This is a genomic window from Bacillota bacterium (assembly GCA_040755295.1).
Classification (GTDB): domain Bacteria; phylum Bacillota; class Desulfotomaculia; order Desulfotomaculales; family Ammonificaceae; genus SURF-55.
This window is the reverse complement of sequence record JBFMBK010000009.1, coordinates 50,048-65,428: the sequence shown is the minus strand read 5'-3', so window position 1 is coordinate 65,428 and position 15,381 is coordinate 50,048. Positions and strand designations below refer to the sequence as shown.

The window sequence follows — 15,381 nt, the reverse complement described above, 5'->3', positions numbered from 1 at the left end:
CTTCTAATCCTTCTTTCCCGCCATGTAGTCCCCGAGCCGGTGCACTCCTTCCACCGCCCTTTCGGCCGCCGCCTGATCCCCCGACAGGGCGCCGCCGATGTCGCCCCCCATGTCAAGCTGCCAGCGCACCAGACCGGCGGCCGCGTTTTCGGGAGAGGTGGGAAGGGCCTTCCCGGGCAGACCCGCGAGCTTCCCTTCGACGAACCCCATGCCGGCCGTCCTGGGCATGACGCCCACACCGGCCGCGAAACCCGCCAGGCTCTTTACCGCCTCCGCCTTCTGCGCCGCCGTCAGTCCGTTAAAGTTGCCCGCCGCAAACCACGCATTAATGGCTGAAAAAAGATCGTTTACCAACGATAAAACACTTTGCATATGTCGCCCCGCCTCCCGCAAGTTTCCTGAATGAACAGTTAAGTATCGTGTGACGGAGGCTTTTTACCCTATCAAATCTTAAGAAAACATCCTGCTTGACCGGTTTAACAGACCGGTTTAACAGAATTGTAACACTTCCTTAAAATTTCAGCCACAATTACCGGTTATTCTAAAGTCGGCAGCGCAAATTATTTAGGAAGGAGGTGAACCTATGTTTAAAAACAAGAGGTTCATGATCGGCCTTGCCTTTCTTCTAGCCCTTGCTATTGCCATTCCGGCTATAGCCCAGGGCGCAACCACGCCGTCAGACTCAAACACAAACTCACAATCTACCGTCACCATCGCACCGGAAAAGGCCAAGGAGATAAACGCCTTGCGCCAAAAGATGCTCGATCTTAAATCGCAGATGATCGACAAGTACCTGGAGGCCGGCGTGATCACCTCCGAACAGGCCCAGGCGGCCAAGGACCGGCTCGAAAAATGCAGACAAAACATGGAGAACAACCCGAACGTTGTCCCGCGCTTTCTCGGCGGCGGTAAAGGTTTGCGGGGCCACGGCAGGGGATTTTGGGGACAGGGCCCGGGTACTTCCGGAGGCGCTACCCAGAGCGGTTTCGGCGGAAACTGTCCGGGTTGCCCGTGTGGCTCATCCAACAGCAGTTCCGTCACTTCAAGTTAAAGCAAACATCAGGACCGCGATTGCAGAGGGACCGGCCTTTGGCCGGTCCCTACGAATTATAGGCTATGGGAAGGTTCTACTGATCGCCGCCGGCCTAAATAATTTCAGCCCCGGCAACGACAGGAAAATTGCATCATCATAACGGCAATAAACAGATGTTTATAACATATAATGGTTATGTATGATCCGACTATGAAGAAAGAAGGGGCTGTATGGGTGAATTCTGTCCGATTGCCGGGCATACGGTCAATGCAAAAGCGGCCCGCGTTGCCTCATTCCTTACAACGCTGGTGTTACTGGTATTCTTGTTGACGCCGGTGAAGTGGTTAATCTTTGTCTTAGCGGCTGATTTCTTTCTGAGATCCACGTCAGGAGCGAAATTCAGTCCTTTCGCCGCAGCGGGCAGATACATGCTCGCCGCCTTGAAAGTCGAACCGCAAATGGAAAACGCGGGGCCGAAACTCTTTGCCGCAAAACTGGGACTTTTCTTTTCCGTTCTTACCGGTGTTCTTTTTCTGGCCGGCTGGACGCTTCAGGCATCCGTCGTCGCGGTTTTATTCTTATTCTGTGCGGCGTTGGAAGCCTTTTTCGGCTGCTGTCTGGGATGTAAAATGTACCCCCTGCTTTACAGACCTAAACCATGAGTGCGGGTATTTGTCCGTCTTAACCGGATTAAAGAATCGGAACCGAACGAGTTGGGAAGGAGAAAAAGGTGCTCCCGGCAGCGAGAGCACCTTTTTCATTCAAACACATTAATTAGCGAAGATTATTTGTGTATCTCCGTTGAGTTTCTTGTTGAACTGGGGGCTGTTGCGGCTTATTATAGTCAACCGGCCGTCCCCGCCCGGCTCTCCAAAACTCTGGTATTCCCTGCACTGTACGGACTTCTCCCAGTTGTAGCCGGCCTTCGGCAGCTCGCGCTCATAGAACGCCGTGACCTTTTCTATCACGTCGGGAGTCTCCCACTTGACGCAGTACCGGCCCTTGATGATGACGGAACTCTGCCATATAACGGCCCCGGGATAAACCGGAAACTCTTCAGGAAAACCTTCGGGAAGCACAAGTTCTTCCGGATCCGTCTTGCTTTCATCCGGCGCGGCGGAATCCGCCGGCGTCTTTTGTACCTCGGGGGCATTCACCGCCTGCTGCCCCGATTCCGGGACCGAAGCATTCTGTTTCGCCCCGCAGCCCGCAAATGCCAGAAGCACCAGAGCAACCAACCCTGCCAATACCGTTCTCCTCACGGTTCACCACCTTACCACAGTAACTGTTTTAACCGCATCCAAACAGTCGGTACTCAGGGGGGCCATATCTAAAATACCCGGCCGAAAAGGACCTGTTCCTTGGGGGTCAATAGCCCCTCCCAATGCAGATTATTTTGCGGCTATAGGACCGGAGCGGTTATGTCGAACGCCTCGCCGAAATCCGAGAATGTCGCGCCGCCGGTGCCCTGCACACTCATTTGAACACCAGAAACCATCATAGAAATATTTAACCGGAAGTCCTCTTTAACCAACTGGTCCTTTTCATTAACGTAACAGGTTATCAGATAGTTAAGATCCGAAACCGACGAGTCTCCGCCCAGTGACTCCAGAAGGTCGTTAAGGTCTCCGCCGTACATGTTGTTGAATAGCTGTGTCAGTTCCGCCTTCCCGGTGTATATGGTATATACGGTCACCGGTTCTCCGTTAAGCACGCCCTCCTCCTGTTTCACAGGGACGCTCCGTATCAGCGCCGTAAAAGCGTCCTCCGAAACCGACATTTCGGTCCACTCTTCTTGTGTCAAGGGCATTTCCGCAGTGACCCAGGGTTGATCGTCCATCCTGGTGTAAATGGTACCGTCTTTTAGCACGGTCTCTATCTTTGAAGTCTTATTCACGGTCAGGATGTTCATCGACAGATTACCGTCAAAGTGCATGTCGCTTCCGTAAACCTCCGCGCTGCCCGTTAGCCTCATATCCCCGGATTGTCCGTTGAAGGTGATATGTTCGTCGAAATCGAACTGGCACCGGGAGTTTCGCGAGCCTTTCATAGCGTCGTAGAGCGCCTCGTAATTCACGGGTTGAACGGTTGCATCCCGGATGGCGATGATTTTCGTCGCACTATCCCAGTCGACCTGAGCGCCCAGGCTTTCGGAAATAAACCTCACGGGGACCATGGTCCTGCCGTTCACGATCTTCGCCGGAACGTCCAGTTTAACCGGAGTTCCGTTGACCACGGCGGTGGTGTTGTTTATCACCAGCTTCATTACAACATCGCCCTTAGTCGCCGTTATGGTCTTCGTAGCGGCGTCCCACTCGACAGCGGCGCCCATTCCTTCAAAAATGCCCCGCAAAGGCACCAGGGTCCGTCCCTGGCTGATCACAGGGTTAACGTCGACATAAATTAACTGGTTGTTGATGCTCAGCTTTACATCATTCTGCCCCGCGGCGGCGGTCAAAGGGAAAAGAACCAGAAGCAGTAACCCGACAGCAAGCGCGAAACAATTCTTTTTCATACGATGCATACTCCTTACCTGTATTTTGTACGAACCATGCGCGGTCCTTACTACCCCCCGCCGGCATAGACGCTATCGGAATTATTCGCGATACCACACTGGTTCTCCTGCAATTACCTCCCAAATTTGGTGTTTTTAACGACGAAGAAGAACCGCGTTTCCGGTGCAAGAAGGTTTCCGTTATCCCGAAAGCCCGGCTTTATACTTCTCCTGACAGCGCCTGAAGCTGCTCTTTAAAAAGCAGCTTCTCCACTTTCCCACCCCTGCTTTCCCCATGATTCCCCTTATTTCATCCTATTTTTCTTTGCACGGTTATTTTTCTTTGCAAATCGTGCTCTTTCGTGCTTTGCCTTCGTCGATTTTTAGTAATATAATCAGGACAAATAAAACACAACAGGGAGGTGAACGAATGCGCGGAACCAAATGGTTACTTATCATTGTAGTGCTTTTAGCCGCGGGATTGTTCTTGACCGGTTGCGGCGGTAAAAAAACTGAGCCGACGTCCAAGCCTCAGGCGGAACAGCCGGCAGCGGAACCGGCGGCCAAAGAACAACCGGCGGAGAAACCGGCGGAGGACAAGCCGGCTGAAGATAAACCAGCGGCAGAGGAGCCTGCGGCAAATAATCCGGCGGCGGATAATGCGGCCAAGGAGGAACCGGACGAGGAAGAACCGGCACCGGCCGGTCCAGCCAAACAACCTGCGGATCACACAACTTTTGGGGATGACTGTATTGGCTGCCATGGAGCAAATTTACCTACGGGTCACGCCCAAGAAAATTGCGCGGGTTGCCACCCGCCCTCAAACTAGGTTTTAAATCTCAGCAGAGCAGAGAATTCATGGTATTTCTAATTGCGTAATCAGCTGTTTTAAAACCCCTGGGGAGCAAATCTCAGGGTTTTTTTATCAGTAAGCAGGGAAATCATGTTTTTTCTACGCAACCTGATAATAAGATTGTGCGGGGTCGTTATCGATTATCGAGTTAGACACCGTCATGGTTCATCAGTGAGAACGAGTCTCGTTGGCAGAGGATTATCCCTGACGGCGGACTCCCCGCCTGCTTTCACGGTTTCCGACCCGCCTTTTCACTTGTTGCGGATACTTCCTATAATCCCCGTTATTCAAGAAGGAAAATGCTGTTTTAAATCGAAGAGTTTATTTTATCAGTGCTTAAAAAAGCCGCCCTTTCAGGCTGCCGATAAGCCCGAAAACTGTTTACCCTTTTGTACTTATTAATGATACCCTTTTTAGCAAAGTTATCTGTCAAGGTGATTATGCCGGCAGAAGCGCCGGACATTAAAGTATTAACTTATTCTGAGAAAGGAGGCGTCAACCAGCGGCGTTAACACCTTGTGAGTGCTGGACCCGACGATGAGATAAGAAGTTACGTTCCCGGTCAACCACGAACGGACGGTATCCAGCCGGAAGAAGCCAAGTATAAAAGATACAGGGGATCAGCTCGGAGTTTCAATCATGTGGAGTTGTAAACGCAAGTGGTCAATATTTTTTGGAGGTATGTATTGAATGAAGTTGAAACGTCTTTGTCTCGCTCTTTTCATAATATTGGGCCTCATTGTGTTTACCGTGCCGCTCATGGCGTCGGGCAAAGCGAAGGACCCGGATTTCGCCGCCGACCAGATCCTCGTCAAATTCAAACCGGGTACGAGCGACAGCATAAAACAAAAGGTTCACGCCAGGCACGGCGGCCAGTCGATTGATGAGATTGCCGCCCTAAGCGTACAGGTGGTAAAGGTGCCCGCGGGCAAGGCACTCGAAAAGGTCAAGGCTTATAGAGACGAAACCGCCGTAGAGTATGCCGAACCGGATTATGTGGCGGAAGCCCTCGCCGTTCCCAACGATCCTTACTTTAATCAGCAGTGGGGCATGAGCAAGATCCAGGCCCCCGGGGCTTGGGACGTAACCACCGGAAGCGCGGCGGTAAAGATCGCCGTCCTTGACACCGGCGTCGACCAGAACCACCCGGACCTTGCGGGTAAGATTACAGCCAATAAAAACTTCACCCGGAGCAAAACTTTTGACGACAAGTACGGGCACGGCACCCACGTAGCCGGGATCGCCGCCGCCGTTACCAACAACGGCATCGGTGTCGCCGGTACGGGTTATCACTGCGTAATCATGAACGGCAAGGTCCTGGGCGATAACGGCAGCGGTTACAACAGTTGGATCGCCGGCGGCATCACCTGGGCGGCGGACAACGGCGCGAAGGTGATCAACATGAGCCTCGGCAGCGCAGCGCCGTCTACGACGCTTGAAGACGCGGTCAAATACGCCTGGGGTAAAGGTGCGGTGATATGCGCGGCGGCCGGCAACAGCGGCACTTCCGACCCGCTGTATCCCGCCCGTTACGACGTTTGCATCGCCGTCGCGGCCTCCGACCAGAACGACGCCAAAGCAAGTTTTTCCTCATACGGCGACTGGGTGGATGTTGCCGCGCCGGGTGTGAGCATCTTCTCCACCCTGCCCAATCATAAGTCGACCTTACGCAAGCTCAATTACGGCTCGCTGAGCGGCACGTCGATGGCCACGCCTCACGTTTCCGGCCTCGCGGCGCTTCTCTGGGCAACAGGTTACGGCGCCGACAACAACCTGGTGCGGTGGCGCATCGAGTCCACCTGCGACGCGGTAGACTGGTGTCCCAACGGCCGAATCAACGCCTTTAACGCGGTGCAGTAAAACTTAACCGTTAATCTTCAAACGCATCCATAACCAGCCGGAGTAATAATCAACTATTACTCCGGCTTTTTTTATATATAATAATTGTTGGGGTTGGGAAAAAACGTGTTTAGGAAAACGGCTTCGTACTTAATCAGGTTTATTGCGCATCCGAAGGAGGCGTCCGAGGAAATCGCCGGGGACCCCCGGGGAGTGTGGGCCGGTTTCTGGTTTTCGTTGGTATTTTATTTCGCGTATTCCATCGTCGCGCTCGTATACTACCTACTTAACCACCTGCCGGTGGCAAAACCCTTCCTGACCATCCCGCTCGAAAAGTGGTACCTGGTACAAACCTTCACCACCATCCCGATCGGTTTCGCCGGTATGCTGTCGTACTCCGGATTGGTATATCTCCTGGCTAAGGCCGCCGGAGGAAAGGGGAGTTTTGACGCCACCTTTGCGTCGCAGAATTTCACTATTCTAACCCCGTGGATTTTTTTGACCTGGCTGCCGGAGGCTTTCATAGCGCCCATATTGTTTTTTAAAGGCGTTCATCAGGTGCCGTGGCCGGCGTGGGTTGAAAACCTCAGGGTTTTTGTAATACCCATCGCCTGGATGTTGGCTGCTTCCGTAATCGCCCTACGACGGATTCACGGAATCAACCCGGCGCTGTGTTTCTCAATCGTCGTTGTTTCGCTGGTCCCGATGGCCGCAATAATGGCCGTATTTATCAGGTAAACATCTCCAACCGCCCCACCCGGCACGGTTTTTCCCCCTCACATCCTCTGCTTCGAACCCTTACCCCTGCAATCCGGCCTGACCCTTCTCCCATATTTTAGACTGTAACGCGGAGCAAACCCCGCACATAGCATGAAGCACAAGGTTGTTAGTCTCAACTAACAGAAGACGCGTTTCGGGCACGCCCTTGAGGGGCGGATACCGTCCCGGATTCTTTTACACGTCGTTACGAAAGGAGGAATACCCGGAATTATGCAGATACGCGGGTTAAATCGGCGCCTGTTCCTTTCCGCGATGGGTGTCGTCTTTTTGTCTGAGATGGGAGATAAAACCCAGATCACCACCCTGCTGCTGGCCGGGGCGAAGCCCGCCTACGTCCTCTGGGTGGGACTCGGTTCGGCCATGGCGCTGATCTGCACCACTTTTTTGGAGGTGGTTATCGGGTCGGAAATAATGGCCCGTTTTATTCAACCTTCCACCATCAGACTGATTTCCGGCATAGCGTTTTTGATGCTGGGGGCCCTTCTGGTCTCCGGCATAATCGGCAACATCCAGTTGAATCAGAAGGTTTGACCTCTTCCAATTGGAACCTTTAACCACAGCGGGGAGAATCGTTATGAGCATAAAACTCCTTACCTGGTTGACCACCTACATCCTGATAGTACTGTGCGAGTTGGGCGACAAGACCCAGATGGCGGTGCTTCTGATTACGAGCAACAACCCGGCGAAACGCTGGCTTATATTTGCGGCAAGTGCGATCGCCCTTACCCTCTGCGTAATCGTAGAAGTAACTGTCGGCACGACGCTGGCGCGTTATATAAGCCCGGCGGCCATCAACCGCGGCACCGGATTGGTTTTTCTGCTTATCGGGGTGATAAGCCTTACCCGGCACTTCAAAGTCCTTGAAAGAACGGGTCTTGCGGGTGCGAAACAAACTGAAGAGATGCCTTTCGGCAAAACCGTGGCCGCGCCTGGACCGGATTCTTGGGAGAGTACCGCAAAAAACCTTTAACGCCGGAAAGAAACCTGTATGTTCTTAAGGAACTCTACCCTGTATCCGACCTCCCCAAGCAACAGTCTCTTAGACCGGGGTCAATGTGACCCGGTCCTTCGTTTCTTCTTCGGCGCAAAACAGGTTATACCGCTCAAGCCATGTCGGGTATAGTTCGGTAAACTGTACAAATTTGATGATTGCCGTAAGCGTAGGCAAGGAAAGATAATGCTCGATGGCCTCCGCCTCGGCGACAACGTCGCACTTTGAACCGATCAGGCTCAAAAATCCCTGTATAATACGGTTCCTTTCCACCAGGAAACTGCCCAGACATTCTCCTTTTTCGGTCAGTTTTATATCTTTATAAGGACGGTACCTGATGTACCCATCCGCGGCCAGCTTCTGTAAGGCCCTTGTCACCGACGGGAGCCGGACGCCGAGGCAGGCGGCGATGTCCGTCACCCGCACGGTTTCGCCCCTTGCGCTTATACGATAGATTTCTTCCAGATAGTCCTCAAGACTCGGCGACAACAAGGCAATCCCCCCCTCGCAAAGCGTCCCTTCAGCCGAGGCCGCCTTACGGGCAACGAGCGGTCTTTTACTGAGAAGCAACATGTTTTCGGTCCGCTGCTTATCCCTATAAAATGTATAGAGGCCGGTACATATTTATTACCGGCCTTATAGCCATGCAGCCATCTGATATTCGCGACGGAAGACAGGCCTCAGGGCAGATTGCGAAAAATACTTTCAAGGCGGTACATTAATATTCTTGTTGATAAACTCTTGACACACACCCTTTCTCGGAATATAATCTGTTTGCTGAGATTAAGACTTAGTCTCAGTCTCAATTAATCCTCTTGGCGGAGGAAAGGCATGCCCCCTAAACTGGAAAGCTTTCGCGACTTTTTGGCGACGCGCGGCGGCAAATTAACCAACGAACGAAAAGCGGTTCTCAAGGCCATCCTGGGTTTTCACGACCATTTCACGGCCGACGAACTCTTCGACAGCCTCAGAGCCCGCGGTGATAAAGTTTCCCGCGCCTCCGTCTACCGCGCTCTTGACCTTCTTGTTTCGTCAAACCTGCTGCGAAAACTCGACCTCGGGGAAAACAAAGGTTACTACGAGCAGGGTTTTGAAACGCACCACCACCTGGTGTGCGCAAGCTGCAACCGGGTGATTGAATTCGCCGCCGAGTTGCTGTTAGATCTCGACGGTGAACTGCGAAAACGCTACCAGTTCAGCACCGCCGGTTTTTCGCAGAAGATAACCGGGCTGTGCCACGAATGCAGCCAGACGCGCAATGAGAGAGGCAGTGAAGAATAGTTAATGTCAACCATTCGTTACACACTCACGGAGATGAAGAAGGGAACCCGGGGCCGGGTGCTCCAAATCACCGGCGGTGTCCAGGCGGCGAAGCGGCTCAACGCCCTCGGCATCATTCCCGGCAAGGAGATTCTTAAAGTCAGCGAGATGCCGCTTCACGGGCCGGTTGTGGTAAACGTCGAGCAAACCCAGGTCGCGCTCGGGTTCGGCTTGGCGAAAAAGGTTATCCTAGAGGGGTCTTAATGCGTGTCCTACTGGTCGGTAATCCGAATGTCGGTAAAAGCGTTTTCTTCTCGGACCTTACGGGAACCCTGGTAGAATCGTCGAACTACCCGGGCACAACCGTGGCTTATACCAGGGGGTTCCTTAACCTCAACGGCCGGAAAATCGAAATTATCGATGTTCCCGGCACCTACTCCCTGGAGCCGACGCGAAAAGCGGAAGAGGTCGCCGCGGCCATGCTGCCGCAAGGCGACGTCATAATCAACGTTGTCGACGCCACCAACCTCGAACGTAACCTGTACCTCACTCTGGAGCTTCTGGAACTGCAGAGGCCGTTGATCGTAGCGCTCAATCTCTGGGATGAAGCCCAGCACAAGGGGTTGATCATCGACCCCGGACAGCTTGAGGAGATCCTGGGAGTACCGGTGGTGACAACCGCCGCCATCCGGGGCCAGGGGATGAAACAGCTCGTTTCCCGGCTGCATGAAGCCCGTACCGGACTTGCAGGCTGGCAGACGGTGGACGAACGTTACGCCGCCGTCGGTCATATAGTCCGAAAGGTGCAGCAGGTCACTCACCGCCACCATACCCTGCTCGAAACCCTCGAAGACTTAAGCGTGATGCCGCTGTCGGGCCTCTTAATCACGGCGGTGGTGCTCCTTTGCGCCTTCAAGGCGATCCACTTCATAGGCGAAGGGCTGATAGATCATGTCTTCGACCCGGTTTTCGAAGGGTTGTACGCTCCTCTTCTCGACAAACTGAGCGTCATCCTGGGCGGTTATGGATTCCTCCACCACATGTTAATCGGCCAGCTAATCAACGATAAGATAGATTTCGTACAGTCTTTCGGCCTCCTGACGACTGGTCTGTACGTCTCCCTGGCGATGGTCCTGCCGTATATCATCGCGTTTTACGCGGTTCTGGGGGTGCTCGAAGATTTCGGTTACCTGCCGCGCCTGGCGGTTGTCCTGGACAGGCTTATGCACCGGGTCGGTCTGCACGGTTACGCCATTATCCCGATGATCCTGGGTTTCGGCTGCAACGTTCCCGCCGCCCTCGCCATCGGCAACCTGGAAAGCCGGCGCCAGAAATTCATCGCCAGTACCCTTATGGTCATCGCAATACCGTGCTTTTCCAAAACCGCAATGATCGTCGCCTTGGTCGGCCGTTACGGGTTCCTTTACCTTGCCCACATCTTCCTGACCCTTTTCAGCGTATGGCTCATCCTCGGCCTCACCTTAAACCGCCAGCTTGAAGGTTCCACCCCGTCCCTGCTGATGGAGATACCGCCCTATCGCCTTCCCGACCTGAAGAACCTGTCCCAGAAGCTTTATCTCCGGGTCGGCCTTTTTCTCAAGGAAGCGATCCCCCTGGTACTGGCAGGGGTGCTGGTAATGAACCTGGCTTTCTACTCCGGTGTTATCCCTATAGTGGCACGCGCCTTAGGACCGTTATTCCGTTTCCTGTTCGGCCTTCCGGGAGAAGCCTCCATCGCTCTTTTCCTTGGTTTCGTGCGGAAGGATGTGGCGTTCGGCCTCCTGGCCCCCCTGAATCTTTCCCCGGAACAACTCGTGACGGCGTGTACGATCCTGGCCGTATACTTCCCGTGCATGGCCACTTTCGCCGTCCTGCTCAGGGGACTCGGCGTGCGGGACATGCTGAAAAGCACCGGCCTTATGTGTTTGACGGCCGTCCTCGCGGGGGTTTTCTCCAACCTCGCCATGCACCGGTACGGTATGCTGTTATGGATAGGTGTTTTAGCCGTCATCAGCGGTCTTATCGTATTTGGCGGCAGACGCGCAAAAACCTCCGGGATCGCCGACGAGTTCTGACGCGACTCTTACCGCCTGGCAACAAGTTACGAGTTACGAGTCGCAGGCCAAGTCCTCGGTCCTCGGTCGAAAGTCCTTAGTGTGATCGGGTGTCGAAAAGAATTAACTCGCGAGTCTCGGGCTCTATATTCTGAATTCTATAATTCTGTCTATTACCTATTACCTATTACCTATTACCTATTACCTACTGACTACTTCCTACTGACATTTAACCTTGCACCTTGAACTTTGAACCTTGAACGTTATAAAGGAAGCCTCACCGTAAAGGTGCTTCCTTCCCCCGGTCTGCTTTGAACCTCCACCGCCCCGCCGTGGAGTTCGACTATCTGCCGGACGATCGCCAGCCCCAACCCGCTACCGCCTGTTCCCCGCGTCCGCGCGCGGTCCACACGGTAGAACCTTTCCCAGATGTACGGCAGGTCCTCGGGAGAAATGCCCGGACCGGTATCCCGGACGCTCAACTCAATTCCTTCGGAACCCTTACCGGCGATAAGGGCCACGGTCCCGCCGGACGGTGTGAACCTAAAGGCGTTATCCAGGAGGTTTACCACAACCTGCTCCAGGCGGTCCGGATCACCGTTGACCGGAGGAAGCGCGCCCGCTTCAACCTCGAAAACCACCCCCGCTGCCGCCGCCCTGGGCCGGAACCTGGCCGCGGCCCGCGCCACCACTTCTTCCAGCTGAACCGCTTCCCGACTGATGCTGATGGTCCCGGTTTCCATCTTCCGCAGGTCCAGGAGTTCTTCGGTAAGACGACGGAGCCTCTCTCCTTCTTCCTTTATGGCGTTGAGATACTCCTTCTGCTCTTCACCCGCCACCATTCCGTCCATGATGGCTTCGGTATAACCCTGTATTATACTAAGCGGCGTCCGTAACTCGTGGGAAACCGCGGCTACAAAATCGCGCCTTGTCTGGTCTACTCTCTCGAGCACCGCCACCCTTTCCTCCAGTTCGGCGGCAAGCCTGTTCAACGAACCGCCCAGTTGGGCGACCTCGTCCTCGCCTTTAACCGCCAGCCGCGCCGCATAGTCACCCCCGGCCATCGCCCGCGCCACTTTCTCCATGGCCACCAGTCGGCGGGTGAAATTTCTGGCGACAAAGTAGCTCAGAAGACCGGCCAGCGCCATCCCCCCAAAAAGCGCCGCCAGCAAGGTGAACTCGAGACCGCGGGCCCTTGCCGTCAAGGGATCGAGCGGGGCATAAACGAAAACGCCACCCTGGACCTGTCCCCCGGAACGTATCGGGACCCCGACCCACAACAGGCTCACACCCGTGAAAAACGGGTGAGCCCCACGCCGCGTAACCGTCTGACCGGCCAGAACGGCTTCCACGTCGTCCCCGGTTACCGGCATCCCTTGATAGATCTGCCACCGCCCGCCCATACCGCGCCAGGTCAGTACCCGACCTTCCAGATCGACGATCAGCACGTTCGCCCGGAGCACCTGACTCAAAAAGGCGGTCCTTTCGCCCATTGTCTGCGGTGAAGCCCCATTCGATATAAGGTCCGCCAACCCCTCGGCTTCCGAAGTCATCCGCTGTGCCTCATAATGGTAATAACCCGCCTCGATAGCCCTGGTCTGGAACAATCCAAGGATTCCAAGGACCAGAGCTACCAGAAGCACCATCGCCACCCAGAGTTTACCCGCTATGCTGCGCATTTTCGGCCTGTCTTTCTCAAGGCAATATACTTGCCCGTCTCACTTTTCAATCTTATATCCGACGCCCCACACCGTTGTGATTAACGGAGACGCGCCCGCCCGCCCGAGCTTCTCCCTCAGACGGGTTATGTGAGTGTCTACGGTCCGGGAATCCCCGTAAAAATCGTAGCCCCATATCAACGTTAAAAGCTCCTCGCGCCGGAAGGCCCGGCCCGGCGCCTTCCCAAGCGCAAACAGGAGGTCGAACTCCTTCGGCGTAAGCGGAACCGGCTCCGTCCCGACTGTAACCGTCCGCGCCGCCGGATCGATTATAACCTTTCCCAAGACAAGCTGTTTTTCCGCTTCGGGATATTTCCTTGACCGCCGCAAAACCGCCTTAATCCGCGCTATTACCTCCCGCGGGCTGAAGGGTTTGACGATATAATCATCAGCGCCGAGCTCCAGCCCGAGGACCCGGTCCATCTCATCGCTCCTTGCTGTGAGCATGATCACCGGTACATCCAGGGTTTTGCGCATCTGGCGGCAGACATCCCAACCATCCCTCCCCGGCAGCATCAGGTCGAGAACGATCAGGTCCCACTCGCCGGCGGCGGCCTCAGTCAGCGCCGTTTCACCGTCCGCGGCCTCTCCCACCTCGAACCCTTCCGCGAGAAGGTATTTGCGCAGCAGCTCCCTTATTCTCGGCTCATCGTCCACGAGCAATACCCGCGGCCGGGGGTCTCTGGTCATATCGGCTTCCCTCCCGTAAGGAACGATCGTCGCCTTCGGCGTTATTCACCGGGTACTTGTTATAGGTTTGCCGTCCCGATTCGCGACGATTTACCTATACAAACAATAACAGAGCTCCCGGTCGTTTTAAAGAAGCTTTTTCGGGCCGAAAAAAAACGGCGCCGTTAAAGCGCCGCGGAACAGGGATTTCGTCGTGATTTATTTCGCGAGAAACCAGCTTATCCTGGTCACCAGACGGACCAACGGGTTCCTGAGCCTACGCTCAAGTTGACGGTGTTCCTCCCTCAACCGGTTGAGCTCCTGGTGCAGGAACCGATAGTCACGTTCCAGTTCCTGTCCGGCGTTGGTGGTTTTCTGCAACTCGTTGGAAAGGCGCGCGTTCTCCGAAAGAAGACGCCTCTCGTTTTCCGTGGTGCGTATCGCGCACTGTTCGAGCTTCTGCTTCATGTCGATGACCTCCCGCTGCAGACGGGCCACCTGCGTTCCGTACTGCTCCCGGGTTTCCGCAAGTTTTGCCCTCGCCTCGCGTTCCTTATCACGCTCCCGGCCAAGCTCCGCCTCGAGCCCGGAAATGATGCCTTTCAACTCCTGGACAACGCCTTCATAGTTCGCGATCTCTTTTTCGCTTTCCCGCGCCCGGCCGACCCAGAGCCGGCACTGGTGTAAAATGCTCTGTGCCTTGTTCTCGATTTTCTTCATTTGCTCCCGGTAATACACAAGCTCCCGCTTCCTGAGGGTCAACAACAGTTCCTTCTCCGAAAGCTGCGTGTTGATGCGGTCGCATTCATCCCGGTAGTGGGCGTGCGCGGCCAGGGCGGCTGCGGTCTGCTGCTGGGCGGCGATTATTTCGTTCAACTGGATTCTTTGGGCAAGAAACTTCTTCTGCCAGGCCGTGCGTTCCGCGCCGTGTCGTTGTTTCTGCTCCCGAAGCAGCCCGAGAAAACGCCGCATTACGGCGTCGTAAGCCGTCTGCGCGGTAGCGCTGTAAGACCAGGTCTCTCCCTGCTGCTCGAAAAAGGGGAAGCGGCGAAGCACCCCTTCCACTGCTTGTATCGCAATCGGCCGCCAGAGGTTCAATGCCTCAACGATTTGGTTCAAGGAAAGACCGGCGGGGTGTGCCCGCAGAATCTTTAATACAAGGTATTTCAAGGGGTACTGCCCGGCGTCAAGGTCCCACTCCGTAAGACCCCACATCCCGGTGTCCAACTGGACAAAACGCCCGTCGGAAATGAGGTTGGCCGCTTCGGTTATCACCTTCTTGGCTTTATTCTTCTTACCCTTCTCCTCCCGCCTTAACTCCCACATGCTCAGCGGCTGCTGGCGTTTTAAAAGCAGATGATAAAACGCATCATTGCCGCGAAACCCCTCGGTATTCAAATGCCATTGGTTCTTATTATCCAGGTTAAAACAAGTGTGTTGTTTAAGGCACAGCTCAACCTTTTCCTCCACTTCGCGGAGTGAAAGATCCCGTAGCATCTTCCGCCGGACATATGGAGCAACCTCTTTCACCGAAAGAGCTTCAAAGAAATAGAGTGTTCTTTTTAAAACATCGGTCAGGGAATAGAGCCTGCCGTTCACAAAACCACCTTCCTTAAGATTCATTTGATGGAAGTATTTAACATTAGAATTCCGCAAAAAAAAAATTCCTCCTGCCTGTGGGAGGAAATTT

Annotated in this window: 17 protein-coding genes; 10 read left to right on the top strand and 7 right to left on the bottom strand. The window is 54.5% G+C overall.

The genetic code is table 11. The features are described from left to right. Nucleotides 1-3 precede the first annotated feature (3 nt). Nucleotides 4-372: a hypothetical protein gene (locus AB1500_08315; protein ID MEW6183165.1), complete on the bottom strand. Its 369-nt coding sequence runs from the start codon at nucleotides 370-372 to the stop codon at nucleotides 4-6. A 211-nt stretch (nucleotides 373-583) separates the two neighbouring features. On the opposite strand from AB1500_08315, the gene AB1500_08310 reads away from it, so the two are divergent. Both AB1500_08310 and AB1500_08305 read left to right on the top strand, forming a co-directional pair. Then, a complete protein-coding gene (locus AB1500_08310) occupies nucleotides 584-1,051 on the top strand; it encodes a YckD family protein (GenBank protein ID MEW6183164.1) in 468 nt (155 codons plus the stop codon). Nucleotides 1,052-1,263: 212 nt separating this feature from the next. Then, nucleotides 1,264-1,695: a DUF4395 domain-containing protein gene (locus AB1500_08305; protein MEW6183163.1), complete on the top strand. Its 432-nt coding sequence runs from the start codon at nucleotides 1,264-1,266 to the stop codon at nucleotides 1,693-1,695. Nucleotides 1,696-1,803: 108 nt separating this feature from the next. Here AB1500_08305 and AB1500_08300 read toward each other — a convergent pair whose 3' ends face one another. Further along, nucleotides 1,804-2,280, bottom strand: coding sequence for a hypothetical protein (locus tag AB1500_08300; protein MEW6183162.1), 477 nt, complete (start codon nucleotides 2,278-2,280; stop codon nucleotides 1,804-1,806). Between the two features lie 155 nt (nucleotides 2,281-2,435). Then, entirely contained in the window at nucleotides 2,436-3,548 is a 1,113-nt protein-coding gene (locus tag AB1500_08295) for a copper amine oxidase N-terminal domain-containing protein (GenBank protein ID MEW6183161.1), read from the bottom strand. 409 nt (nucleotides 3,549-3,957) lie between these two features. Here AB1500_08295 and AB1500_08290 point away from each other — a divergent pair, with 409 nt between their 5' ends. The 5 genes from AB1500_08290 (at nucleotide 3,958) to AB1500_08270 (ending at nucleotide 7,969) form a co-directional block, all read left to right on the top strand. Further along, nucleotides 3,958-4,356 (top strand): hypothetical protein, encoded by a 399-nt coding sequence (locus AB1500_08290; protein ID MEW6183160.1) that lies wholly within the window; start codon nucleotides 3,958-3,960, stop codon nucleotides 4,354-4,356. Nucleotides 4,357-5,070: 714 nt separating this feature from the next. Continuing rightward, a complete protein-coding gene (locus tag AB1500_08285; GenBank protein ID MEW6183159.1) occupies nucleotides 5,071-6,240 on the top strand; it encodes a S8 family peptidase in 1,170 nt (389 codons plus the stop codon). Between the two features lie 105 nt (nucleotides 6,241-6,345). Then, nucleotides 6,346-6,957 (top strand): YIP1 family protein, encoded by a 612-nt coding sequence (locus tag AB1500_08280; protein MEW6183158.1) that lies wholly within the window; start codon nucleotides 6,346-6,348, stop codon nucleotides 6,955-6,957. A gap of 252 nt (nucleotides 6,958-7,209) precedes the next feature. Continuing rightward, a complete protein-coding gene (locus AB1500_08275; GenBank protein ID MEW6183157.1) occupies nucleotides 7,210-7,530 on the top strand; it encodes a TMEM165/GDT1 family protein in 321 nt (106 codons plus the stop codon). Nucleotides 7,531-7,573: 43 nt separating this feature from the next. Then, the gene (locus tag AB1500_08270) at nucleotides 7,574-7,969 is read left to right on the top strand and encodes a TMEM165/GDT1 family protein (protein ID MEW6183156.1); all 396 of its coding nucleotides are present in this window, start codon (nucleotides 7,574-7,576) and stop codon (nucleotides 7,967-7,969) included. Between the two features lie 69 nt (nucleotides 7,970-8,038). Here AB1500_08270 and AB1500_08265 read toward each other — a convergent pair whose 3' ends face one another. Continuing rightward, complete coding sequence (locus AB1500_08265; GenBank protein ID MEW6183155.1) at nucleotides 8,039-8,563, bottom strand: iron dependent repressor, metal binding and dimerization domain protein; 525 nt, start codon at nucleotides 8,561-8,563, stop codon at nucleotides 8,039-8,041. Between the two features lie 258 nt (nucleotides 8,564-8,821). On the opposite strand from AB1500_08265, the gene AB1500_08260 reads away from it, so the two are divergent. The 3 genes from AB1500_08260 to AB1500_08250 are packed head-to-tail and all read left to right on the top strand — an operon-like array spanning nucleotide 8,822 to nucleotide 11,325. Next, nucleotides 8,822-9,271, top strand: coding sequence for a transcriptional repressor (locus tag AB1500_08260; GenBank protein ID MEW6183154.1), 450 nt, complete (start codon nucleotides 8,822-8,824; stop codon nucleotides 9,269-9,271). A gap of 3 nt (nucleotides 9,272-9,274) precedes the next feature. After that, entirely contained in the window at nucleotides 9,275-9,514 is a 240-nt protein-coding gene (locus AB1500_08255) for a FeoA domain-containing protein (GenBank protein MEW6183153.1), read from the top strand. Beyond that, entirely contained in the window at nucleotides 9,514-11,325 is a 1,812-nt protein-coding gene (locus AB1500_08250; protein MEW6183152.1) for a ferrous iron transporter B, read from the top strand. The genes AB1500_08255 and AB1500_08250 overlap by 1 nt, the downstream gene beginning before the upstream one ends. Nucleotides 11,326-11,567: 242 nt before the next feature. On the opposite strand, the gene AB1500_08245 is transcribed toward AB1500_08250, so the two are convergent. From AB1500_08245 to AB1500_08235, 3 genes are all read right to left on the bottom strand, one after another. Beyond that, nucleotides 11,568-12,983 carry an ATP-binding protein gene (locus tag AB1500_08245; GenBank protein MEW6183151.1) on the bottom strand — a complete coding sequence of 472 codons (1,416 nt, stop codon included), beginning with the start codon at nucleotides 12,981-12,983 and terminating at the stop codon, nucleotides 11,568-11,570. Nucleotides 12,984-13,022: 39 nt separating this feature from the next. Continuing rightward, nucleotides 13,023-13,712, bottom strand: a complete 690-nt coding sequence (locus AB1500_08240; protein MEW6183150.1) for a response regulator transcription factor — start codon at nucleotides 13,710-13,712, stop codon at nucleotides 13,023-13,025. Nucleotides 13,713-13,910: 198 nt separating this feature from the next. Further along, nucleotides 13,911-15,347: a phage-shock protein gene (locus tag AB1500_08235; protein ID MEW6183149.1), complete on the bottom strand. Its 1,437-nt coding sequence runs from the start codon at nucleotides 15,345-15,347 to the stop codon at nucleotides 13,911-13,913. Nucleotides 15,348-15,381: the final 34 nt, after the last annotated feature.